We start from the raw sequence: 25,050 nt of genomic DNA, 5'->3' as shown, positions 1-25,050 counted from the left end.
GGGTGATTACCATCCAGGATTCTGACCAAACTCAGGATACAGATAAACATCACTTTCCTTGAGTGGCAAGAGATAGTGTTTCTCAGAGAAGTCGCGGGTCACGATGCGTTTCTCGCTCCATCCTGTCACCTCGGCATCACGTGGATCGTTTTTGGTATAATCGAAATTACCGACACGCTTGAATTCCTGTGAAGTCTTGATGTTATAAGGATATTCTGTGAGAAGCAACCAGCGCTGCAGGTCGTTCCAGCGGAAGCCCTCAAAGGCAAGCTCTACGGCACGCTCGCGGCGAACCTCGTCCATAAACTTCTTCTGGTCGTTCATAAACTTATCTGCCACATGACCAGCTTTTACTCTCTCGCGAAGCACATTGATTGCTTCAGCAGCGGTGAGGTTGAGCTTTGAGCTCTTGTAGTTGGCTCCCTGAACGGCAGCACCAGCCTCAGCATACATCAGATAGAGGTCGGCAAGACGCATGTAAGGAAGGTCGCACTGCAAGGCACCACCCCATTCGTACATGCCATCATACTTATTTGCCTGGTGAGGAACCAGCTTCTGAGTATAGTAACCAGTGCGGCATCCCTGACTTGAAGAACTTCGCAATATACTACCAGAATACATTGGTATATACTGCAATGCTGCAACCTTTGGTTCCTTTACTGCATCAATGGTTGTATTGATATACTTAAAACCATCGAAGACGATGTCATGATAGAAACGCGGATCACGATTCTTGAATGGATGCTTTGGATCGAATCCGGAATCAGGATCATCCAAAGGCAGACCATTAGCCATACCATAATAGTTTACATAGTTGGCTGTCGGCTGGTGAATCACAGCATCGTGTTGTACGATATCTTCCATCTTAGGTCCCCAAAGTTTGGTGAAGTTCCAGTTTGATGAATTCTCGCCAATATATGGACCGCGCATGATTGCCTCTGTAGAACCTGGTTGTTTCCAATTCTTACCTGTAGTACGGAAGATATCAGAAAAGTTGTTTGTAGAACCAGACTTTGCTACATGATTATAAATATCAGAGTAGTCATAGGTACACAATGCATATGGGGTTTTGCCTGAATTTACCTGAGCAATAGCCTCTGCCAAAGCATCAGCAGCCTTTGTGGCAAGCTCTGTATTATACTTATAGGTATCGCCATTCTTGGAAGCTCCCTTCTCTGCACCGATATTATTCAATGGAGAAGAAGCCCAAAGCAACACTTTACCTAAGTAGCCCAAAGCGCAAACTTTTGTAATACGAAGTTCATTCTTGCCCAAAGTTTTCTTACCTATAGTTGTCTTGTCCCAATCATTAGGAAGTAACTCTGCAGCAGCCTTAAAATCTTCGGCACATTTCAATGCGCACTCCTGATAAGAAAGACGAGGCAAAGTCAAAACTGATGCACCATCCAATACGGTGTCTACGTATGGCATACCGCCAAAGAAAGCTATCAACTCCTCGTGCCACCATGCACGGAAGAACAACAACTGTCCCTTGATGAAGTTCTTCTCTTCCTGGGTACAGTCGGTCATCAAGTCAAGGTTAGCAAGACCCAAGTTACACTTGCGGATGCAATACCAGGCATGCTCCAAAGAATGAGCAAATTTATTGGTTGAAGTCGGATCAAGGTACTCACCAGGATTTCCAGAAGAAGGTCTGTGCAAGAAACTTTGATTATTGCCATACCAGTTACGGTAGTCGCCTAAATCAAAATGAGCAGTCACATGATCATCTCCCAAGCCAGTATTCATGATTTCATCTTCACCCCAGTTGAATGATGTACAATACATATTCGACTCCTTACTTGGAATACAGTTGTAAATTTGCTCCACATATCCCTGGAAATTGGTGAAGTTCTTGAACGCTTGTTCTGCACTCACATCTGTATCAGGGCTCTTATCTAAGTAATCTGTACAAGAAGCAAATCCGCAAGTGAGGCTCAGCGCACAAAATATTTTTACTAAATTATTTTTCATTTGTTATGCATGTTTAAAGATTAAACTTGACACCGAAGTTCACACGCTTCATTGTAGGGTAAGCACCTACGGCTCCACCGTTACTAGAGAAGTTTGACTCTCGGTCGTCTGGCATTCGGGTCCAGAGCCAGAGGTTGTTACCACTTACGTAAACCTTGAGGTTGTTCAAACCGAGTTTCTTGATCCAACCGCCGTTCCAGGTATAGGCAATCTCTACGTTCTTCAAGCGAATGTAAGAACCATCGCAAAGATATTGAGTGCCATAGTAAGCCGCATTCGACATTGGCTTAGAGTTGAAACGTGGAGTGATGACATCGCAGTTGTTGTGATTGTCGCTCCACCAGGTTCCCTGGTCATAAACATTGGCAAGCATTGGATCTACCAAACTGATCATGGTTACGTCACGGGTTACGTTGGTTACACCATAGAACTGAGCGAAACAGCTGAAGCCCTTGTACTCATAACCGATTGTTGCATTGTAGGAGTTCTGTGGAGTACCGGTATAACCGTAAGGAACTCTATCGTTCACATTATCCACCTTACCGTCGCCATTGAAATCGACGATGTAGTAGTCACCAGGAAGACGCTGGCCATCGTTGGAATCCATCTTCGGAGAACCATAGACATCATCATAGTTCTGAAGAATGCCCTTATCTAAATAGGTGTAGGTCTGGTTAATGGCATGACCTGCTGCCTTGCGATAAGATGGGAGCAACGCTGCATCATCCTTGATCTTCACCTCGTTCACGGCGTGGGTCATACTGAAGTTTGCCCAGAGACGCATCTTGTTGGCAAAAACCTTGTTGAACTTCACTTCCAACTCATAACCGCTGGTAGTTACTTTACCTAAGTTGGCTGTAGGAGCAGTCTGACCGAAGTAAGAAGGAATGGAACGATCTGAACCACTAACCAGAATGTCTGAACGAGTATCATGGAAGAAATCCACAGCACCAGTAATCAAACCACCCAAAAATCCATAGTCAAGACCGAAGTTTAGCTTCTTCACTTTCTCCCAATGTACGTTAGGGTTACCTACTGCTGACTCACGATACCATGTATAAATAGACTCCTTATCACTGGAAGTCGTACCCAACTGAGTCTTGCCGCCATATGCCCACTGAGTCATATAGAGGAAGCGGTCTCCTACGTTATCATCACCGATTTCACCATAAGATGCACGGAGTTTCATCATATCCACAATCTTGTGCTCACGAAGATACTTCATGAATGGCTCTTCGGAGATCATCCAACCAAGGGCACCAGAGCTGAAGAATGCGAAACGATTGTCTGGAGAGAACTTCTCTGAACCATTATAAGCACCATTGTACTCGAAGAAGTAACGAGAGTTCCAATCGTATGTGGTACGGAACACCCAGTCTTCACGATAAGAAGGAATCATGTAACCTGTTGCATATTCCTGGCGACCGAAAAGTCCCATGGCACTTACGCTGTGCTTGCCAAAACTGCGAGCCCAGTTGAGCTGAGCCTGATAGTTCAGGTTGCGCTGTGTAAGCCTATTGTTAACCTCACCACCATTCACGGTCCACTGGTTTCCCATAGCATAATCGAACTTATCGTATGGCTCGAATGGTTTCTTGTAAGAAACGGCTCCTGTATGAGGATCTATCCACTTCAGCTGAGGATCATGGTCCATATCATTAATACCACGATTCTTCTCTACAAAAGTATTGTCCCATGAAATCATACCTCGTGCAGAAAGTCCCTTGGTAATGAAATCAAGTTTCTGTTCCAACACGAAATCAGTAGTGATGCGAGTAGTGGTAGAAGTCATGGTACCACCCAAAGAAACCTGCTGGGCAGAGTTGGTTACATTAGTAGATCCTGGCAAAAATCCCCAAGAGCCATCGCTATACTTAGGCAAGAAAGCATCTGGAGAAATATTATATGCACCAGCCCATTGCTGGCTGACCTGCCAATCACTATAACCATCAGAACTATTTACCCAAGGAGCCTTGCGCTGACCGTTGGAACCGGCAAGGTTCATCTTGAACACGGTAGTCTTTGTGATGTTGAAGTCGAGATTAGAACGAACATTCACACGATTGTAGTCATAACCTGAACTATAGTTACGACCATTGCCGAAATCCTTATAAAGGTCACCCTCGCTCACGAAATCCACACCTGCAAAGTACTTCACAAACTTGGTACCACCCGATACATTCACATTGGCATTGTATGACATGGTGTAATCCTTGAAGAGTACATCCTGCCAATCTACGTTCGGATAACGCTCACGCTGCTCCAGTGTAGTCTGGTTGCGATAGTTCTCGATGAAACTCATCGGTTCCATCTTGTCGAAACTGCCTGGAGAGATGTTCAACTCATGTTCGATAGCCTTGTTGCGGGCAATAAGCGCATCGTAAGAATCATATTTATCAGGCAACTTTGAAGGAATCTTCATTACAGCATTGGCAGTAACGCTAATCTGAGCCTTGCCTTCAGAACCACGCTTGGTGGTAATCAGGATGACACCATTCGCACCCTTCACACCATAAACGGCGGTGGCAGAAGCATCCTTCAATACAGAGATGGTAGCCACAGACTGCATATCAACGCTTGACATTGGTCGCTCAATACCATCCACCAACACGAGAGGAGAAGAGTTGTTCCAGGAAGAAGCACCACGAATCTGAATCTGAGGTTCCTCTTCACCTGGCATACCACTGGATGCAGTGGTAACAACACCCGGAAGGTTACCAGTCAGAGCTGCTCCGATATCACTGATACCCGCAGCACGCTCCAGCGTTTTTCCTGTGGTCTGGGTGATGGCACCCACTACAGATGCCTTCTTCTGCTGACCATAACCAACGACTACAACTTCGCCGATGGCGTTGTCGTCTTCAAGAGTAAGTTTCAACTCTCTCTTCGTACCAATCTTTACTTCCTTGGTCTTCATACCTACGTATGTAAATACGAGGATAGAATTCTCTGAAGGAACACTGATACTGAAATTACCATCTAAGTCGGTGACCGCACCGACGCTGGCATTACCTTTCACTTTTACAGTGGCACCTATCAGAGGCTCACCTGTACCGTCAACAAGATTACCCTTGACCTGGATCTTCTGTGCCTGAGCATTCAAGCTGCAGAAAGCTCCCACCAAGCATAAGGCTGCTGTCCGTTTCATTGTTAACACTTGTTCAATCATGTTCTATTCATTTTTGATTTATGCTTTAAAAATTTAGGCGTGCACAAAAACTGTTTATTCACGGCGGCAAAGGTATGGATTTCTTTCGAAACATACTTTGCGTGGTGTAACAGAAAGTTTACCATTTTAGAAAAACCTTGCGAGAACGTATTTTCCCATTACTTAACAGTTGTTTTATTATATAAACACCAGCAGTTGGCTTTTCAACTTCTTTTCCTTCTATATTATAATATAAGGTGGAAACCACGTCTGCTTGAGTTTCTGTTTGTTTAATTCCTGTTGTATTTTGTTTCAAATACCATTCTTTATACCATTTCATACAGGCATAGCCGCAACATTCTTCGAACAATCCGTGTTTCTTGGCATTCTGGAAACCCGGCTGCACAATTCCGCTCTTCAAGTACTCATCAATATCGTAATATTCCTGTGGATGGGTAATCGTCATTCCGATATTGCCAAAGTGGTCGTGAACTGCCTTCCATGCCAATCCCCATTTCGAGGTTGATGCAGTTGCCCAGCTTCCCAGGTTAGGCTGCGTCCACTGTCCCCACTCATTATAGTGACCTTCGTTCGCCTTGTCCGGATCTTCCGGACTCCAGTCTATCTCCGTTACCATGATAGGCTTCGTCTCTACCATCGGCACCTGACTTTTGAAGTTGCGGATGAAAGTATCGTGATTGCAATTCTTATCGGTCATATTTCCATACCATCCGGAATAAACATGTACTGCATAAGAGAAGTTGTCCTCGCTATCGGTGATAGGATACTTGGCGTAATCCTGATACTGGCTCTGATAACCTGCACCCGGAACCCAGATAATTCCCTTGAAGCCCTGGACGCGAATCACATCCACTACCGGCTGGAAGAAATCATGCAGTGCTTTATCCGAATTAGAACCATCACTCAGATGAACCCTCACCGGCTCGTTGGCTAGTTCGATGGAGATGATGCCCGAATTCTGCTTGATGTATTCATCGGCAGCAAAGGTCTTCCATATCGACTTCAGGTAGCGGTTATATTTGTCGCCAACACTGATATCACCAGGACAGACACCCGGTGGACGTACGATGACGTAGAGTCCATGTGCTATAGCATCCTTGATGAGAGGAATGTAGAGTTTCTGGAGATAGAGACAATAGCGCGCCATGTTGAATGCCGAAACATCTGCCTCGTTTTCTGCTTTCTTCGATGGATCGTTGGTCCAACATGGATCCATGTGCAATCGGAACACCGTACAATAAGCTCCCTGCTCTCTGTCTGTAATGGCCTTAAACTGCTTAGAGAAATATTCCAAGCAAGGTTTGATGTCGGCTTCAGAATAGTCAGCCTTCCACTTTTGCCATCTCCACCCATTGAAGTAACGGTTCGGTGTATCCATCACACCATGAAGAACCACAGTTTTACCATTGGCATCCACCAGGTTCTTACCCTCCACACGGAGTGCCGGCAAATTATCGGCAGCCAGTCCCGCCATTGACAGCATAGCCATAGCGAGTGATATTAACAATTTCTTTCTGTTCATTGTTACAATTATTTTTAGATTTATCATTTATTGTCAGTCACCTTATTATATTATGAAGGATTGCCAGGTTCCAGTTTACAGAAAAGGATGCTGGTCTTTTAAAATAGAATGGCGCGTAATCACTACGCACCATTCCCCGAAAACCAATTAATCATGATTCTATATAAAAACCATAATATCAAAATCTTTTAGAAATTCTAAACCTATTCTACAAACTATTATGTATAAACCTAACTAACCTAAATGTTCTGAAACATACAACTTTAAAAACCGATGCAAAGATACTCCTAATCTATCATATATACTTTATAATAAGTAACCAATAGTTTTTCTCTTGTACCACATGTAACATTATCTTTACTTTACGTAACATTTTAACATCTTTTTAGCACAAATCTATAAAAAACATACATTTCCGTGCACTATTCTCCCATAAATTTTGTATTTTTGCAAACGAATATAAAAAAGCCAAAAGACAATGAAACCAAGAATCATGATGATTTCCATGAAATCAAACCTCAGAACAATGAGATACATCGGTCTTTTACTGATGTTTATCTTCTGTCTCACTGCGCAGAACATGATGGCGCAGCGAGGAAAACTTTTCAATTCAGACAACCAGCTTTCGAGCAACCTTGCCACTCAGGTGTTCCAGGATTCAAATGGTTTCATTTGGATTGCCACCCGTAACGGCTTGAATATCTATGATGGCTATAACTTTATGGTCATCAGAAAAACCTACGGCAACAGTAACGGGCTCAACAGCAACTATATCAACTGTATAACACAGGATGAAAAGGGGCGTATTGTGCTGGGAACAAACAAGTCGCTACTTATACTTAATGGCAAAAGGTTCTGCAACGTACCTATGCTCGATTCAAGAAATAAGCCTATAAACACTTACGTTACCCAGGTAAGCCGTTTGCACAATGGCGATATTGCTGTCGTCACCTCCGGTTACGGCATCATGACCAAGAAAATAGATGCAAACGCCTGTTACACCATGAAAGGAGAAGTAGAGAAGCTGAAGTTTGTACACAAGATATTGGAAGACAAACAAGAAAGGCTCTGGATTATCCTGGAAAACGGAAAGCTGTTACGGAAAGAAAAGAACGGCAAGATTGTTTCACGCATCATGGGAACAGAGCAACTTAACACACAAGATATCAGGCAAGACAACAAGGGCAACATTTATCTTGCTACCAAGAATGATGGTGTTTACCTTCTCAAGGCAGGTTCAACCGCCTTCACCAAGATAGCCGGCATAGGCAACCTTCCTATTGACAACATCTATATCAGCCGCGACCAGCGCTTGTTTATCGGTTGCGATGGTATGGGTATCTTCGTGTATAATCCTGTAACAGGATTCTTGCAAAATAATCCTCTGTTCTGCCATGAAGTAAATCTTGCCAAGAGCAAGATTACCAGCATTATAGAAGATTCTACGGGAAACATCTGGGTGAGTATGCTCCAGAAGGGCGTATTCATGCAGTCGCAGGCTCAATGCGATTTCAACTATATGGGCTACCGTTTGGACAGCCGCAACGTGATAGGCGAAAACAGCATCACAAGTCTGTGTGCCAACCAGGGCGATCAAGTCTGGGTGGGCACCGACAAGGATGGTCTTTACCTCTTTGACATAAAAACCGGTAGCATCAAGAGCCATTTATTAAGCAACACCACGGTACTGGCACTCTGCAAAGACAAGAAAGGCAGAACATGGGCAGGAACCTATACTGACGGCATCGGGCTGATAGATGCGGGGGGATCTTTCCATCCATTCAGCCTAGGCATTGGCAACCAGGCGGGCATCTTCGATATCAAGGAAGACCCGCAGGGCAATGTATGGTTTGCTACTATGGGCAAAGGACTTTTCCGCCTTTCTCCAGATGGAAGCATCAAGCAATGGGAAGCACAAGATGGTGCCGACAACAACCTGAAAAAGAACAGTATTCCTAATGATTACCTCATAAAACTTAGCATCTCAAAAGATGGTAAGCGGATTTTCGTAGCCACTTCTGTGGGTCTGGCTTGCTATGACCAGCAAAAAAACAGCTGGACTTCCACTTTCGGTGGCGTCAACTGTCTGAGCAAGGGCAGTTTCTCTCATTGCGTTTATTCAGACAGCAAGAACCGCGTATGGTTTGGCACAGAAGACGGCGCAATCTGCTATGATCCGAAGAAGGGATATGCTCATCCGAAGATCTATAACACAGAACTTGGACTTTCTGACAACAGCGTAACCAGCATCATAGAAGATTACAAGGGTAGAATCTGGATAGGAACTACCTGTGGTTTAAACCAGATAGATACAGAAAAAGGTACCATCAACAAGTACTACTCAGACAATGGCTTGCAGAGCAATGAGTTCAGCGATGCAGCAGCCTGCACGCTCTGGGGAGGAAAGATGCTGGTGATGGGCGGAACCGGCGGTATCAACTGGTTTGATACGGACAAGGTGAAACAGCATCCTTGGCAGGCAAAAGTTACCATATCAGGACTTCTTGTGGGCAACAAACCTGTATACCCGGATATGGAATCGGGCATCTATACTATCACCGACAAAGGCGCCTACAACAGCGACAAGTTCTCCTTATCTCATGAAGACAACACCTTCACCATCCAACTGTCTACTCTTACATATAATAATGTAGAGCAGATCAGTTATGCCTACAGCATCAATGGTGAGGATTGGCGAACCATACAGTCTGGCATGAACGAGCTGTCATTCTCACACATGCCTGCAGGTACCTATAAGTTCCGTGTCAAGGCCATCTGCAACGGATACGAAACCCCTGTCAAAGAGTTCTCCATCATCGTTCACCCAGCCTGGTACGCCAGCATCTGGGCAAGACTCTGCTATCTGCTTGCCTTCCTGGGGCTCTGTCTGCTCTATATCAAGCACCGCAAACGCAAGATAGAAGACCAGCTCATATTGCAGCAGCATATCCATGCGGAAGAGATGGGCGAAGCAAAACTGAAGTTCTTCATGAACATCAGCCACGAAATCCGTACCCCATTGACTCTTATCCTCACTCCGCTGTTCACGCTGATTAAGGAAGACAAAGACGCTCACCGACAGGGCATCTACGATATGATGCGCAAGAACTCGGAACGAATCCTGCACCTGATTAACCAGATGATGGACCTGAGAAAGATTGACAAGGGACAGATGGTGATGCACATGAGCAAAACCGATATGGTTGCATTCATTGGCGATGAATACAAACTCTTCTGCCAGCAAGCGGTGGCCAAGAGCATCCAATTCACCTTTGAGCACGAAGATGAAACACTCCCGGTATGGATAGACCGCGACAACTTTGACAAGGTATTGATGAATGTCCTGTCAAACGCCTTCAAGTTTACTCCTGCAGGCGGCAGAATCCGTATCACCCTCTCCCACTCGCCTCATCATGTCCGCATCGCCATCAAGGACAGCGGCAAGGGCATTCAGGAGGAAAAGCTCGAAACGATTTTCCAGCGCTTCTATCAGAGTGCCACCACTTCTAATGACCGGAATGTAGGTACGGGAATCGGTCTCGACCTGACCCGCTCGCTCGTGGAACTGCACTACGGAACCATTACAGCCGCCAACAACAAGACACTTGATGAAGCCGACTGGAAGGAAGGAAGCCAGTTCCTCATCACGCTGCCTCTGGGCAACGAGCATCTGAAACCGGAAGAAATGATAGATGCACCGGAGCCACAGACAGCTGAAGACATCAAGGAACTGGAAGAAAACATGGAGGAAGGAAACGAAGAGAATGCTGCCGATACAGCCAATGACGCCGAAGAAGATTTCAAGAGCAAGGTAAAGAGCACCATCGCTGTGGTAGAAGACGATGAGGCTATACGTAATTTTCTGAAGACCCAACTACAGGAAACCTACAATATCCTTACCTTCTGCAACGGAAAGGAGGCGCTGCCGGAGATTATCAAGCAGAAGCCAAACCTCGTTATCTCAGACATCATGATGCCAGAAATGGACGGAAACACGCTCTGTACCAAGATCAAGAACAATGTGAACACCAACCACATTCCGGTGATTCTGCTCACAGCGATGAGCAGAGAGGAAGACCAGCTGACCGGTTTGCAGTCGGGTGCCGATGCCTATTTGGTGAAGCCGTTCAATATGGACATTCTGCGCCGCACCATCATCAACCTGCTCAACGTGCGCCGTACTTTGAAAAACAAGTTTATGGGCAACGAGAGCCAGAGCGACAGGCAACTCGCGATAGAAAAAGACCTGTCGCCAAAAGACCAGCTGATGGAACAGGTGATGAAGGTAATCAATGATAACATGGATAATGAGGACCTGAGTGTGGATATGATTGCCCGCGAAGTAGGACTGAGCCGTGTGCATCTGCACCGCCGAATGAAGGAACTGACCAACCAGACACCACATGCCTTCATTCGCAATACGCGTCTGCAATATGCCGAAAAGTTGCTGAGTCACTCTAACAAGACGATAACAGACATCATGTATGCCTGTGGTTTCTCCAACCCAGCCAGCTTCAGCACCATGTTCAAGAACTTTTATGGCTCTTCGCCTCGCGATTATATGCAGGCACACCGGAAAATCTAGCCTTTTCACTGCAGAAAAGGCCAGATGTTTCCAGAAATAAAGTATTTGTTACATATAGAGATGTTTATGATACGCCTCGCAAAGTGTTGGTAACATTCTGTGGGGGTATATTTAAAAGGAAAGCGGTAACTTTGCAGCAGAATTCTGAATACATGTTTCAGCCATGAGTTCAGATACTCATTCTGTAATTTTAAACCCAATAATAAAATGAAGAAAATTGCAATCTTATCGCTTTCCCTGACGCTTGCAGCCGCTGCACAGGCGCAGACAGCTGAGTTTGACTATTTCAAGTATGCGGGAAATGACGCTCGCTTCAATGTTGAAATCGACAAGACTCACCAGTATTACAACCCAGTACTGGCTGGTTTCTATCCAGACCCATCACTCTGTCGCGCAGGTGACACCTACTATCTGGTAAACTCTTCGTTTACCTTCTTCCCAGGTGTGCCTCTCTCAACCAGTAAAGACCTGGTCAACTGGCAGCCAGCCGGTCATGTTCTCGACCGCACATCACAGGTTCCATTGAAGGGCCAGCAGGTATCAGCCGGTATCTTCGCACCAGCCATCAGCTATAACAAGAAGAACAAGACCTTCTATATGATTACCACCAATGTGGGAGCCGGCAACTTCTTTGTGAAATCAAAAGATCCTTCAAAAGGCTGGAGCGAGCCTATCTATCTGAAGAAGATTGACGGCATCGACCCTAGCTTCTTCTTCGATGACAACGGAAAGGGATATATCGTTCATAACGGTCCGGTAGTTGGCGGTGCCGATTACGAAGGTCAACGCTCTATCCGCTGCTTCGAATTCGACGTGAAGGGCGACAGCATCAAGGGCGACTTCAAGGAGATTCTGCGTGGCGGAACCCATGTAGAGGCGCGTCCTATCTGGATTGAGGGTCCTCACCTCTTCAAGAAGGACAAGTTCTATTATCTGATGTGTGCAGAAGGTGGTACAGGCGGATGGCACAGCGAGGTTATCCTGCGTGCCAAGAATCCGATGGGACCATGGGTAGAATGCCCTAACAACCCTATCCTTACCCAGCGTACCGGTCTCGACCCTAACCGCAAGGACCCAGTATCAAGTGCCGGTCATGCCGACATCGTAGAAGATGGCAAGGGTAACTGGTGGGCTGTATTCCTGGCTTGCCGTCCTTATGAAGAGGATATGTACAACACAGGTCGCGATACTTATCTCCTGCCTGTAACCTGGAAGAATGGATGGCCAGAGATTCTTGCCAAGAATACTCCTATCTCTACCGTTGGAGAGAAGGCTGGTTTGAAGCCTGCAAAGAAGAATGAGTTCTCAGGCAACTTCTCTTATGTGGATAACTTCGATGTAGATAACAATAAGGTAGGTCTGAAAGAGTTGAATCCACGCTGGATGTTCCTCCGTGACTTCGTTGACTGTTACAAGGTAGAAAACGGCAAATTGAAGTTCAATCTCCTGCCAGGCAACATCTACAAGCGTGAGCCGATGTCTGCTATCTGGGCACGTCAGCAGCACGGCACCTTCACAGCTGAGACAGAAATCAACTTTACTCCTCGCAACGATAAGGATATCGCAGGCTTGGCACTTCTCCAGAAGGAAGACCACAACTTCGTATTGGGTAAGACCATGAAGAAGGGCAAGCTGATGATTACCCTGACCCGTGCCGAGAAGAACAACGTAACTATCGCTTCTGCTCCTATCAAGGGAGGTAAGCTGAAGCTGAAGGTAGAAGGTCATGACAGATATTATGATTTCTATTATGCTGAAGAAGGCGGCAACTGGCAGCTTCTTGCCAAGGGTGTGGATGCCTCTAACCTGAGCACCCAGAAGAGCGGCGGCTTCCTCGGTGCCTGCATCGGTCTCTATGCTTCTTCCAACAAGGAATAAAGATTTGAGAAAAGATTAACGTTTTAGGAATAGATAATTAAAGAAAAGGTTGATACCTCGCGTTTTGCCTGGTATCAACCTTCTTCTTTTATTTATTCTTCACAATATCCAATGTCATTTTTCCTACCCAGATGGCGCTCTTTCCGTTCTGGTCGATTGGCACCGGTTTGCCATCGAGATTATTCAGATACTCCAACTGCTTGAAGTAGGTATGGCTATGACCGCCCAGTATCAGGTCGATGTCACGGGTGGCTGGGGCTACCTCAGAATCGTCGATGCCATCTATCTTCCAGCCCAGGTGGGAGATACAGATGATGACATCACACTTCTCTTTCTTCTTCAATATCTCTGTCATTTCCTTTGCCTTGGCGATAGGATCGAGATACTTGATGCAGCCATAGTTGGCTTCAGTTACCAGACCGGCAAGTTCCGGACACAAGCCGAAAACGCCAATCTTCAGTCCCTTGCGCCTGATAATGGTATAAGGCTTTACGATATTTGCCAGTTCGGTACCGGTGAAATCATAGTTGGAGCAGACGATAGGAAACTTCGCCATCTTGAAGATGCGCACCATGTTGTCTATTCCGAAATCAAACTCATGGTTTCCGATGGTAGCAGCATCATATTTCATCTCGTTCATCAGTCCTACTTCCACATCTCCCTTGAAGAGAGAGTAATAAGGTGAACCCTGTGAGAAATCGCCACTGTCAAAGAGCAGCAAGTCGGGATTCGCCTTACGCTCCTGCTTGATCATCACCACCCTACGGAGGAAACCGCCACGATTTGCTGTTGCCGTATCTGCAAGATTCGGATTGATGGGCATTACGCATGAATGCGTATCGTTGGTATGGAGCACTACGAGTTGCTTTACCACCTTTGCCTCTTTCTTCGCTTTAGCCTGAACGGCTGCCGGCTGCATCATGAAGGATGCCAGAGCCAGGCCTAGATATAATAATGTATGTTTCATCAGAATTATCAACTATAAACTATTAACTATTCTACCACGCAGCGGCCTTCAATCTTAGATTCCACCACCTTACCCTGTGCCTGCATCTCACGGAAATAATTCATGATGATGTAGCGCACATTGTTCTCTTTCTGCTTAGGAGAAAAGACATCGGTTCCGCTCTTGAAGGCTACGAGCTGGTCATTACCTTCGGCAAGATAATCGAGGGTTGCAACGCGGTAACTCTTCTCCGGATCAACAGGTTCACCGTTCAGCGTAACGCTCTTCAGCTTTCCATCCTTGGTGATAACCATTCTTACAGCATGGCTCAAGCCTTCGCCGCCACGATGAGCTATCTGCTGGAAAAGCTCCAGAACCTTATCACCCTTCAGGGTCAGGAAACAGATTTTGTTCTCGAAAGGAGCCATATCGTTCACATCGCCTACAGTAATCTTACCCTTGGCAAGATTAGAACGGATGCCACCCATATTGTAAACAGCGAAAACAGGCTGTTCTTCAAACTGCTTGCCACCCCATACCAGGATGTCACAGAGCAAGTTACTGAGTTCGCTCTCCGGACGGTGGCGAGTCATATCATGAGCAATATGACCTACAACAGGGCCCATGATACTGTCTACCTTACTCTTATAAGGAGCGATAAACCTGGTAGCCTCAGCATCAGGCTGTGCATCCCATTTCTGATCAACCAATATTCGGGTTCTCTCCACCTTCGCCACCTTGTATTTCTGGGCGAAAGCCGAACTTGCCATCAGCAACATGACTGCCGAAGCAAGGTAAATCTTGATACTATTTTTTTTCTTCATACTTAATACACTAAATACTTTTAGAGCGCAAAGATACAAAATAAATCGGCGAAATCGGCAAAATCGGCCAAAAAATTCCATTGCAGAAGTAAAGAAATCAAAAAAACAAAGGGAAAAAGTGAAGAAAGTGACTGAAAATTTGCGAGATACAAGAAAAAGTAGTAACTTTGCACCCGCTTTTCGGCGTAACCGCTGTTGTCTGGGCAGAAGTGTTGTCCAAGTCCATGTTGCGTTGGAACGACAAACAATTTTTAATTTTATACAAAAAATGGATTTGATTAAAGTTGCTGAAGAAGCATTTGCAACCGGCAAGAAGTTCCCTGAGTTCAAGGCAGGTGATACTATCACAGTCGCTTACAAAATCGTCGAGGGTACTAAGGAGCGTATCCAGCTCTATCGTGGTGTTGTTATCAAGATCTCTGGTCATGGTGACAAGAAGCGTTTTACAGTTCGCAAGATGTCTGGTACAGTAGGTGTTGAGCGTATCTTCCCTATCGAGTCACCAGCTATCGATTCTATCGAGGTGAACAAGCATGGTAAGGTTCGTCGCGCTAAGTTGTATTACTTGCGTAAGCTTACTGGTAAGAAGGCTCGTATCGCTGAGAAGAAGACTGTAGCTAAGGGTGCAGAATAATTTTTCTTAGGAGACCTAATCAGAAAAAAATAAAGGGAATCCAGTCTCACGACCGGGTTCCCTTTTTTATGTTAATAATCTTATACCGAAAAACAACTATCTTTACGATTCAATAAATCATGGTTGACAGCTAAACCAACCATGTTCTATTCTTTTATTTTTCGCCCGCATCATAATTCACGAGCCCATCCTCCGTGCCGTGTAAAGCACCTTGGAAATCATCCCAGCTCTGGAATCCGGCAAGCAGCGCCAGCTTGTCCAAAGTCTGGCGGGAAGGCTTCTCCTTCCCTTTCAAAACATCCCACATTTTGTGGAAAACATGCGCCTTGCCAACCTTCTTTTCTATGTGTTCAGCAAGAACTTTCAAATCCTGTTTCATAACAATCCTCTCATATTTACTAACTGGGAGCAAAAGTACTGAAAAAGAATGAAACAGAGTTCATTTTTCCCGACTTTTTTATGTTTATGAGTAAAAAAATGCTTTATATCATAAAAATGCTGTTTTTTAGGGCTTTTTACGAAACAGAAGTCCAATATCTCAATCATTTTTTGTATCTTTGCGCCAAATTCCAAAATACATTTCTTAGAAGATGAAAGAATTAGCACTTAAGTACGGATGTAATCCAAATCAGAAACCTTCTCGCATCTATATGGATGACGGAAGGGAGCTTCCTATCGAAGTGATCAACGGCCGTCCTGGCTACATCAACTTCCTGGATGCCTTCAATTCCTGGCAATTGGTCAAGGAGCTCAAGGCTGCTACAGGAATGCCTGCTGCCGCTAGTTTCAAACACGTTTCTCCTGCCGGTGCAGCTATCGGCTTGCCTCTGAGCGACACATTGAAGAAGATTTACTTCGTTGATGATGTCAAGTTTGAGCTCTCTCCATTGGCTTGTGCCTATGCTCGTGCGCGTGGCGCTGACCGCATGTGCTCTTATGGCGACTTTGTTGCGCTGAGCGATGTATGCGACGAGGCTACAGCCCTCCTCATCAAACGTGAGGTAAGCGATGGTGTCATTGCTCCAGGCTACACTCCTGAGGCTATCGAGGTTCTGAAGGAGAAGCGCAAGGGTACCTACTGCGTTATCAAGATTGATCCTGACTATGTGCCAGCTCCTGTCGAGCACAAGCAGGTGTTCGGTGTTACCTTCGAACAGGGACGCAACGAGGTGAAGCTTGATGATCCTGCTCTCTTCGAGGATGTTCCTACCAAGAACAAGACTTTCACTCCTGAGGCTAAGCGCGATCTGATTATCTCGCTCATCACCCTGAAGTATACTCAGAGTAACTCTGTATGCTACGTAAAGGATGGTCAGGCTATCGGTATCGGTGCCGGCCAGCAGAGCCGTATCCACTGTACCCGTCTGGCTGGTTCTAAGGCTGATGAGTGGTGGTTGCGCCAGTGTCCTAAGGTGATGAACCTGCCTTTCAAGGAGAAGATCCGCCGTGCCGACCGCGACAATACCATCAATGTCTATATCTCTGATGAGTGGGAGGATGTATTGCAGGACGGCGTTTGGGAGCAGTTCTTTACTGAGAAGCCTGAGCCATTGACCCGCGAGGAGAAGAAGGCTTGGATTGCCCAGAACAAGGGTGTATCATTAGGTAGTGATGCTTTCTTCCCATTCGGCGACAATATTGAGCGTGCTCACAAGAGTGGTGTTGAATACATAGCAGAAGCAGGCGGTAGTATCCGTGACGATCATGTTATTGATACCTGCGACAAGTATGGCATCGCTATGGCGTTTACTCACGTTCGCCTCTTCCATCACTAATTTATTATATAATTAAGGTATATGAGTGACATTGACGATATTATCATGGGCGGTATGGTCTTCAAGGGCGGCGGTGGTCCTAAGAAGGATGACGACGACAAGGTGAAGACCAAAGCCAAGAAGAAAAAGTACATAACGGGTGCTCACGGTAGTGGCTCTGCCCGTCAGAAGGCAAAGTATCGCCAGCAGAGAGCCAATCGTAAATCCCAGAAGAAGAAATAATACTTCTCTATCATAAATACATGTTTCGCCCGTGTGCTGTATGATAACAGCGCACGGGCGAACTGTTTTCTGATAGCGGGAGCCATGAATAGAGTACTGGCAAGCGAAAGACAGGATACTGGTATAAGTAAGACAGCCCACTAGCAAGCGTATTGCTAGTGGGCTGTTCTTCTTAAACAGTCATCAAAATCCAAAGGAAAAGCGGTAGAAGTAACGTACATCGAAAAACTCTTCACTCTTCACCTTTCCTTCGGAACCCCCTGTGTTTATCGGGGTTTCGAGGGGTGAAGAGTGAAGAGTAAAACGGCTATCGGTTCTTTACACTCTTAACGCCCCTGCCCTTCGTTAGATGAAGGGTTACAGGCTTCAATTGATGCTTGCCGTGGTCATAAATGATGGCTGGGTCCAGTCGTCTACCATCAAAGCTAACCTCGAAATGGAGGTGCTCTGTGGTAGCCCTACCGGTACGGCCCGTCAAACCGATTACCTGACCAGCCTTTACCTTATCGCCCTTCTTCACCTTGTTCCTACTCTGATGGCTGTAGAGCGTCTCGAAACCATAAGCATGCCTGATACGGATACAGTTGCCGTAACCATAGTAGGGTCCTGATGCAACAACCGTACCGTCAAAGGCAGCCACAATCTCATCATTCGGGCACGTCTTGAGATCTACACCCGAATGGCGGCGCTTGCCACCATAAGGACTGATTACCTTGGCACCCGGCAAAGGATAAGCCCAGGCTGTCTTTTCTATCTTCTCCAAATCAAGCTCGAAAGTATTGGTAATGGTAAACGGATCATGAACCTCATCAGGATCGAGCGTCATTCCATCTCCTATTCTACCCTTTTTCTTGCCAGATGCCTCCTTGTCAGCCTCAGCATTTCTTCCTACAGAAGAATCCTTTCCGCCGATAACCGAAGCGATGACACGGGCACCATGCTTGCGGAACTGCACGGTCTGGCGGCGCAACTTATGCGATTTCAACTCTACGAAAGTTTCCGGATTCAACCTACCGCCATTCACCATGATAGAGAAGTCGCAATAAGTTTCACCCTCCTTAGAGCCTACAATGGCAATCGTCTGTCCGGCATCCACATGCTGTCCTACCTTAACCAGGTTCTCGGCATTGTTGGCATAAACGGTTTCCAGACCGCAATCGTGGCGCACCACGATGACATTACCCATTGATTCCGACTTTCTGGAAAGTCGCACATAACCTTCGAGCATCGCCTTGACAGCATCGCCTTTAGAGGTAGAGATACGCAACACATGATTGTTCAGAAGGGTTGCTTTGCCCACAGGAAGCGGGAAGGAATATTCCTTAGCACGGAATATCTCAAAGTCTACATTAAATGCCTGACTCTGGGCAAAGAGACCGGGTGTTGCAATACTCACCTGCTGCTGTTCGGCTGCCGTGAATACATTTTTAGCGGGCATAAAGCTGCTCAGCGAGAACACCATGAGTCCTGCCACAGCCAATAGCCGCAATCCTTTTTTCATTCTTTTCATTATTTACTTTTTCTTTCTAAATCATTAAATATGCTATAAACTATTCAAGTTTCGCAAGTGAGCTCCACACGCCCTGAACCAACGGTCACCGGCCGAAGGGAATTGAAAATCGCTGACCGAAGGGTAAAGCAAAGGTAAAGGGCAGAAGCTCCTAGCCACACGCCCTGAAAGGGCAGAAGCTCCTAGCCCAGGGAGGGCACTGAAAAAGTAAAATCCACTTTCAGATTGAAAGTTAATGACGGATAAATCGTAGTTTTATCCTTCTTTTTCTGTCAAATACAGCCTTATTAAGACGATTTATGGAAAGAGAAGTTATAAATCGTAACCTTTTTCCGTTTTAGTCCTTAAAAATGGGGACTTTTTCAGTGCCCTCCCAGGGCAGCGCCCTGGGTTATTACGGACGCAAACCTGTCGCCCTGAAAGGGCAAAAGCTTTCAAGTACCAGGCAATTTACAAAGCTTTTGCCCTTACAGGGCGCCTTGCTGATTGCTATTATACCCAGGGCGATGCCCTGGGCTAGGAGCTTCTGCCCTTTCAGGGCGTGCTGCTTCTGGAGCTTTTGGGCCTTCAGGGCGTGCTGCTTCTGGAGCTTTTGGGTCTTCAGCCCGTACTTGAACCACATGCGAAACTTCAGTAAACTATAAACTGAAAAACATCCATTTCTCCCTCTCCGTTCTTACAGAAAAGGAAAAATGGATGTTATCTTGAAAACTATCTGATACTTACCTGCTACCAGGCTTTTACTTCAACAAGATGCCTGTATAGATTCTGCCACTCTCGATACCCAGCTTTCTGGCAGAGAAGTACTCATCGCTATGGGCAAAGGTACAGATGCCACAATCCTGGATATTCTCTTCGGGCACTCCACAATGCAGAAGAATCTGTCTGTTGCAGAGCGGAAGATTGAGATGCCATTTCAGCGGCTGCACGATATTACCCTCAGCTGCCAGGCGCTCACGCTCAGCAGGATCAACCGAGAAGGCGGCATTAGGACGCTGTTCGGCAATCTCTTCCATAGGGAAAGCTGCCTGCTCGAACGCCTCGTAAACCTCATCGCCCACCTCGAAATGGTCGAGCGAAATGCCCGGACCTATCACCGCCTTCAACTTCTTCGGGTCGGTATGATAGGTAAACGCCATCTCCTGAATGGTTTTATGCACGATGCGAGCCAGCGTACCACGCCAGCCGGCATGGATGGCAGCCACAGCCTGATGCTCCTCATCATAAAGAAGCACAGGGATGCAATCGGCAGTAGAAACACCGATGCATACACCTTTCTGGTCAGTCATCACGGCATCTACACCTTCGAGCACCATCTTGCGGATATTCTCAGGCATGGTGAGAAACTCGCCGGCAATATTGCGCACCTCTACTCCATGCACCTGATGGGGCATGATGATATGGTCGGTAGTGACACCGAGTTCAGCAGCCAGACGCTTGCGGTTCTCGGCAACATGCTCGGCAAAATCGCCGCAATATTCGTTGATATTGAATTCGCCATAGTTGCCCTGGCTTACTCCTCCCCTGCGGGTAGTAGAGAAAGCCATGACACCAGCGGCTACCTGATATTCTTTTATCATAACATTTACTCGTATTCGAAATCATCGAGGTCGTCAACATCCTCGATTTCATCCTCATCAATATATTCTACTACATCCTCGCCCTCTGCAGCCAGTTCCTGCTGGAAGCGAGACATATCCTTGTCACGGTGAACAAGCGTATCTTCGGCAGTAATCTCCTGAAGCTTGTTGCTCTCAGAATTGAGTTCCTTCCAGAGCACATCCTTCAGTTCCTGGATACCCTGTCCGGTAACAGACGAGATGAAGACCACCGGAAGATCGGTAGGCAAAGTTTCCTTGAGCATTTCAATCAGCTCTTCGTCGAGCAGATCGCACTTGGTGATAGCCAGCACGCGATGCTTGTCGAGCATCTCTGGATTGAAGTTCTTCAGTTCGCCCAGCAATACTTCATATTCTTTCTTGATGTCGTCAGTATCGCCCGGAACCATGAAGAGCAGCAGAGAGTTGCGCTCAATATGACGGAGGAATCGCAAGCCCAAACCTTTTCCTTCGCTCGCACCCTCGATGATGCCAGGAATATCAGCCATGACAAAACTCTGGTGATCGCGATAATCTACGATACCCAGCGATGGTTCGAGCGTAGTAAACGGATAGTTTGCAATCTTAGGACGGGCACTTGATACGGCACTCAGCAAAGTTGACTTGCCGGCATTAGGGAAACCTACCAGACCTACATCGGCAAGGAGCTTGAGCTCCATGATGATGGTCATCTCCTGCATAGGTTCGCCCGGCTGTGCATAGCGAGGAGCCTGGTTGGTAGAGGTACGGAACTGGAAGTTGCCCAATCCGCCACGACCGCCCTTGAGGAGCAGAACTTCCTGCCCGTCATAAGCCACATCGCATACAAACTTGCCTGTTTCGGCATTATATACCACGGTACCGCAAGGCACATCGATATAAATATCCTTGCCATCGGTTCCATGACACTTATCACGGCCACCATTTCCACCATGCTCGGCAAAGAAGTGGCGCTGATACTTGAGGTGCAGCAACGTCCAGTAGTTATGGTTGCCGCGGAGATAGATGCTTCCTCCACGTCCGCCGTCGCCACCGTCAGGACCGCCGTTAGGCTGGTACTTTACGTGGCGCAGGTGCATGGAGCCCTTGCCACCCTTACCAGAGCGGCATTGTATCTTTACGTAGTCTACGAAATTGGATTCAGCCATTTATTCTTTTCTTTTTATTTAATGAATAAATCTTCCCCACCATAGCGGGGAAGATTCTTTATCTTGATTACAAGTTGTCGATTACATTGCAAACACGAGCGAAGATCTCATCTACAGTACCGAGACCCTCGATGTGGTGATGAATGCCTTCCTTCTCATACCAGTCGATGAGCGGAGCAGTCTGTGTATGATAAACATTGAGACGCTTCTTGATAGTCTCCTCGTTATCATCAGAACGGCCGCTTTCCTTACCGCGGTTAATCAGGCGAGCCATCAGCTCATCCTCAGGAACTGCCAACTCAATCATCGCAGCAATCTTATGACCACGCTCAGAAAGCATCTTCTTCAGAGCCTCAGCCTGTGGAGTGGTACGTGGGAAGCCGTCGAAGATTACACCAGCGTGGTCCTTACCGAAGCTATCGTATACACTTGCGAGGATGTCAATCATCAACTCGTCTGGAATCAACTGACCATTGTCGATATAACCCTTAGCTGTCTTACCAAGTTCTGTACCGTTCTTGATTTCGTTACGAAGTACGTCACCTGTAGAAATGTGACCGAGACCATACTTCTCGATCATCTTGTCGCTCTGTGTGCCTTTACCTGCACCTGGAGCGCCGAAAATTACGATATTTTTCATTTTTACCTTAATATATATATAAAATATTTATGTTGTGTCAGAAACTTAATTTATACTGTTAAACCATTGCTTTCCCTTCGGAGTCATAACAAATAACAAGAATACTATAGCAGGGATTCCTACCATAGCCAAAATAATGTATGTACCCAAAAAAGGTATATCCAAGCAATAATCACTAATTTTCTCCCACATGCTTCACCCCCTATTCTTCTACAATCGTGTAGATGTCGCGGAGGTTTCTGCCTTCTTGGTCATAATCCAATCCATATCCCACGATGAAATCGTTAGGGATTTCCATAACAGCATAGTTGATATCAAGATCAACCTTCAAGTTGCCTGGTTTCACGAGGAGGGAACAAATTTCGATGCTGGCAGGATTTTTCTTCTTCAGGTCTTCAATCATGTGAGCCATGGTGAAACCGGAATCTACGATGTCCTCTACGATAACCACGTGGCGGCCTGCCAAATCCTGGTTCAAACCCATCAGGGTCTTCATGCTGCCCGTAGAGGAGGTACCCTCGTAAGAAGCATACTTCACGAATGAAATCTCGCTTGGCACGGTAATCATTCGCATCAAGTCGGCTGCAAAGATAAATGCGCCGTTCAATACTGCCAGGAAGACAGGTTTCTTGCCTGCATAATCCTTGTTCAGACGGTCTGCTACGACCTGTACTTTCTTCAGAATCTCAGCTTCAGGAATCGATGTCTTGAAGCTTTTATCCTTGATCTTTACTATGCTCATAGTCTGTTCTATAATAATATTTTCTGCAAAATTACGAAAAAAACATGAAACTTCGTGCTTTCATCAACTATTTTTTGTACTTTTGCATGAAAATAACCGTTTATCTGCATGAGTTGACAAATTATCACGACAGTTCGCGCAGATAATACTAAGATTATCAGATAATATGAAGATTTTCACAAGCGCTCAGATTCATGAGTTAGATAAATATACCATTGAGCACGAACCTATCAGTTCGCTCAACCTGATGGAACGTGCAGCCAAAGCGCTGACACGTGCCATAGAAGAGGAATGGTCTAACCGCACTCCAGTGGTCGTTTTCGCCGGTCCGGGAAATAACGGCGGCGATGCGCTTGCTGTGGCGAGAATGCTCAGCGAGGATGGATATGATGTAAGTGCATACTTATTTAATGTGCAGAACAAACTGTCGGCAGACTGTCTTGCCAACAAGAAGCGTCTGCTGGATGCAAAGAGAGTGAAATTTACTGAGATAACCACTAACCTGGACCCTCCTAAGCTCAATGCAGAAACGCTGGTGGTGGACGGACTCTTTGGAAGCGGACTCAACAAACCATTGGCTGGCGGATTCGCTGCGATGGTGAAATATATCAACCAGAGTCCTGCCAAGGTAGTAAGCATCGATATCCCTTCGGGACTGATGACCGAGGACAATTCCTATAATATCCATGCCAACATCATCCGTGCCACTCTGACCCTTACCCTGCAGCAGAAGAAACTGTCGATGCTGATGGCGGATAACCAGCAGTACCTGGGCAGACTGCGCGTGCTCGACATCCGACTTTCCCAGGAATTCATCCAGAATACGGAGTGCCGGTGCCGCATACTCGAAGAGAACGACATCCGTCCGCTCCTGAAATCGCGCAGCGACTTTGCCCATAAAGGCAGCATGGGTAATGCGCTGCTCATAGCGGGAAGTTACGGCATGAGCGGCGCTTCGGTATTAGCCACCAAGGCTTGTCTGAGAACAGGTGCGGGCAAGGTAACAGCCCATACCCCAAAACGGAATTATGAAATCATGCAGATTTCGGTACCTGAAGCGGTACTGCAGATGGATGCTGAAGAAACCATATTCAGCGAACCGGTAGATACAGAGATGTTCGATGCGCTGGGCGTAGGTCCTGGATTGGGACAGAACGAGACAACAGCCATCGCCCTCATCGCCCAACTGCGCCGTGCTACCTGTCCGCTCGTCATTGATGCCGATGCACTCAATATTCTTTCCAGCCACAGGGCGTGGATGCAGCAGTTGCCAAAGAATATCATCATGACACCTCATCCGAAGGAGTTCGACCGGCTTGCCGGCAATGCGAGCAGCAGCTGTACCGAAAGACTGATGAAGGCAAGCGAACTGGCTGAACGCCTCCAGGCATACATTATATTAAAGGGACATTATTCTGCACTCTGCCACCCTGACGGGAAGATTGACTTCTGCAGTACGGGCAACAGCGGTATGGCTACAGCAGGCAGCGGTGATGTACTGACAGGTATCATCACCGGTCTTCTGGCAAGAGGATACAAACAGGAAGATGCCTGTCGCCTGGGTATGCATCTTCATGGTCTGGCAGGCGATCTTGCAGCTAAAGATCTGGGCAAAGAAAGCCTCATCGCCAGCGACATTATCCAGTATCTTCCGAAAGCATTTCTCAGATTGGAAGAATAATGATCAATTCAAGTTTCGCAAGTAAGCTCCACACGCCCTGAAAGGGCAGAAGCCCCTAGCCCAGGGCATCGCCCTGGGTATGATGGCAATCAGCAAGGCGCCCTGTAAGGGCAAAAGCCTTATGTTTTGCCTGGAGTTTTAAAGCTTTTGCCCTTACAGGGCGACAGGTTTGCGTCCGTAATTACCCAGGGCGATGCCCTGG

17 protein-coding genes are annotated in these 25,050 nt (G+C 46.4%); 6 read left to right on the top strand and 11 right to left on the bottom strand.

All coding sequences use genetic code 11. From position 1 onward, the window contains the following. Positions 1-6: 6 nt before the first annotated feature. From NNC77_RS06860 to NNC77_RS06850, 3 genes are all read right to left on the bottom strand, one after another. A complete protein-coding gene (locus NNC77_RS06860) occupies positions 7-1,974 on the bottom strand; it encodes a RagB/SusD family nutrient uptake outer membrane protein (protein ID WP_254970296.1) in 1,968 nt (655 codons plus the stop codon). A gap of 13 nt (positions 1,975-1,987) precedes the next feature. Beyond that, a complete protein-coding gene (locus NNC77_RS06855) occupies positions 1,988-5,122 on the bottom strand; it encodes a SusC/RagA family TonB-linked outer membrane protein (RefSeq protein WP_437183278.1) in 3,135 nt (1,044 codons plus the stop codon). A gap of 139 nt (positions 5,123-5,261) precedes the next feature. Next, complete coding sequence (locus NNC77_RS06850) at positions 5,262-6,665, bottom strand: cellulase family glycosylhydrolase (protein ID WP_254970294.1); 1,404 nt, start codon at positions 6,663-6,665, stop codon at positions 5,262-5,264. Positions 6,666-7,143: 478 nt separating this feature from the next. On the opposite strand from NNC77_RS06850, the gene NNC77_RS06845 reads away from it, so the two are divergent. Together NNC77_RS06845 and NNC77_RS06840 are read left to right on the top strand one after the other, a co-directional pair. Then, positions 7,144-11,250 carry a hybrid sensor histidine kinase/response regulator transcription factor gene (locus tag NNC77_RS06845; RefSeq protein WP_254970293.1) on the top strand — a complete coding sequence of 1,369 codons (4,107 nt, stop codon included), beginning with the start codon at positions 7,144-7,146 and terminating at the stop codon, positions 11,248-11,250. A gap of 207 nt (positions 11,251-11,457) precedes the next feature. Continuing rightward, the gene (locus NNC77_RS06840) at positions 11,458-13,128 is read left to right on the top strand and encodes a glycoside hydrolase family 43 protein (protein WP_254970292.1); all 1,671 of its coding nucleotides are present in this window, start codon (positions 11,458-11,460) and stop codon (positions 13,126-13,128) included. Positions 13,129-13,216: 88 nt separating this feature from the next. On the opposite strand, the gene NNC77_RS06835 is transcribed toward NNC77_RS06840, so the two are convergent. Together NNC77_RS06835 and NNC77_RS06830 are read right to left on the bottom strand one after the other, a co-directional pair. After that, positions 13,217-14,050, bottom strand: a complete 834-nt coding sequence (locus NNC77_RS06835; RefSeq protein ID WP_254970306.1) for a bifunctional metallophosphatase/5'-nucleotidase — start codon at positions 14,048-14,050, stop codon at positions 13,217-13,219. A gap of 71 nt (positions 14,051-14,121) precedes the next feature. Beyond that, positions 14,122-14,898, bottom strand: coding sequence for a 5'-nucleotidase C-terminal domain-containing protein (locus tag NNC77_RS06830; RefSeq protein ID WP_254970291.1), 777 nt, complete (start codon positions 14,896-14,898; stop codon positions 14,122-14,124). Positions 14,899-15,166: 268 nt separating this feature from the next. Here NNC77_RS06830 and rplS point away from each other — a divergent pair, with 268 nt between their 5' ends. Then, on the top strand, positions 15,167-15,532 hold the full coding sequence (rplS, locus tag NNC77_RS06825) for a 50S ribosomal protein L19 (protein WP_117727195.1): 366 nt from the start codon (positions 15,167-15,169) through the stop codon (positions 15,530-15,532). Positions 15,533-15,686: 154 nt separating this feature from the next. Here rplS and NNC77_RS06820 read toward each other — a convergent pair whose 3' ends face one another. Continuing rightward, positions 15,687-15,911, bottom strand: coding sequence for a hypothetical protein (locus tag NNC77_RS06820; protein ID WP_022122172.1), 225 nt, complete (start codon positions 15,909-15,911; stop codon positions 15,687-15,689). 211 nt (positions 15,912-16,122) lie between these two features. Here NNC77_RS06820 and NNC77_RS06815 point away from each other — a divergent pair, with 211 nt between their 5' ends. Beyond that, positions 16,123-17,307 carry a phosphoribosylaminoimidazolecarboxamide formyltransferase gene (locus NNC77_RS06815; protein WP_217313125.1) on the top strand — a complete coding sequence of 395 codons (1,185 nt, stop codon included), beginning with the start codon at positions 16,123-16,125 and terminating at the stop codon, positions 17,305-17,307. 21 nt (positions 17,308-17,328) lie between these two features. Beyond that, complete coding sequence (locus tag NNC77_RS06810; RefSeq protein WP_006848784.1) at positions 17,329-17,529, top strand: hypothetical protein; 201 nt, start codon at positions 17,329-17,331, stop codon at positions 17,527-17,529. 307 nt (positions 17,530-17,836) lie between these two features. On the opposite strand, the gene NNC77_RS06805 is transcribed toward NNC77_RS06810, so the two are convergent. The 5 genes from NNC77_RS06805 to hpt form a co-directional block, all read right to left on the bottom strand. Continuing rightward, positions 17,837-19,030: a peptidoglycan DD-metalloendopeptidase family protein gene (locus NNC77_RS06805; RefSeq protein WP_254970290.1), complete on the bottom strand. Its 1,194-nt coding sequence runs from the start codon at positions 19,028-19,030 to the stop codon at positions 17,837-17,839. A gap of 749 nt (positions 19,031-19,779) precedes the next feature. Further along, on the bottom strand, positions 19,780-20,619 hold the full coding sequence (gene pgeF, locus NNC77_RS06800; protein ID WP_254970289.1) for a peptidoglycan editing factor PgeF: 840 nt from the start codon (positions 20,617-20,619) through the stop codon (positions 19,780-19,782). Between the two features lie 5 nt (positions 20,620-20,624). Further along, complete coding sequence (gene obgE / locus NNC77_RS06795) at positions 20,625-21,785, bottom strand: GTPase ObgE (RefSeq protein ID WP_006848787.1); 1,161 nt, start codon at positions 21,783-21,785, stop codon at positions 20,625-20,627. A 67-nt stretch (positions 21,786-21,852) separates the two neighbouring features. Next, a complete protein-coding gene (locus NNC77_RS06790) occupies positions 21,853-22,425 on the bottom strand; it encodes an adenylate kinase (RefSeq protein WP_022122168.1) in 573 nt (190 codons plus the stop codon). Between the two features lie 202 nt (positions 22,426-22,627). Then, positions 22,628-23,167 (bottom strand): hypoxanthine phosphoribosyltransferase, encoded by a 540-nt coding sequence (gene hpt / locus NNC77_RS06785; RefSeq protein WP_217326406.1) that lies wholly within the window; start codon positions 23,165-23,167, stop codon positions 22,628-22,630. A gap of 166 nt (positions 23,168-23,333) precedes the next feature. On the opposite strand from hpt, the gene NNC77_RS06780 reads away from it, so the two are divergent. Beyond that, the gene (locus NNC77_RS06780; RefSeq protein ID WP_118141074.1) at positions 23,334-24,848 is read left to right on the top strand and encodes an NAD(P)H-hydrate dehydratase; all 1,515 of its coding nucleotides are present in this window, start codon (positions 23,334-23,336) and stop codon (positions 24,846-24,848) included. Positions 24,849-25,050 lie beyond the last annotated feature (202 nt).

It is taken from the genome of Segatella copri, from assembly GCF_024330485.1.
In the GTDB taxonomy this organism is placed as follows: Bacteria; Bacteroidota; Bacteroidia; order Bacteroidales; family Bacteroidaceae; genus Prevotella; species Prevotella copri_L.
Note: the sequence above shows the minus strand (reverse complement) of the source record. Positions and strands in the feature narration are given on the sequence as shown.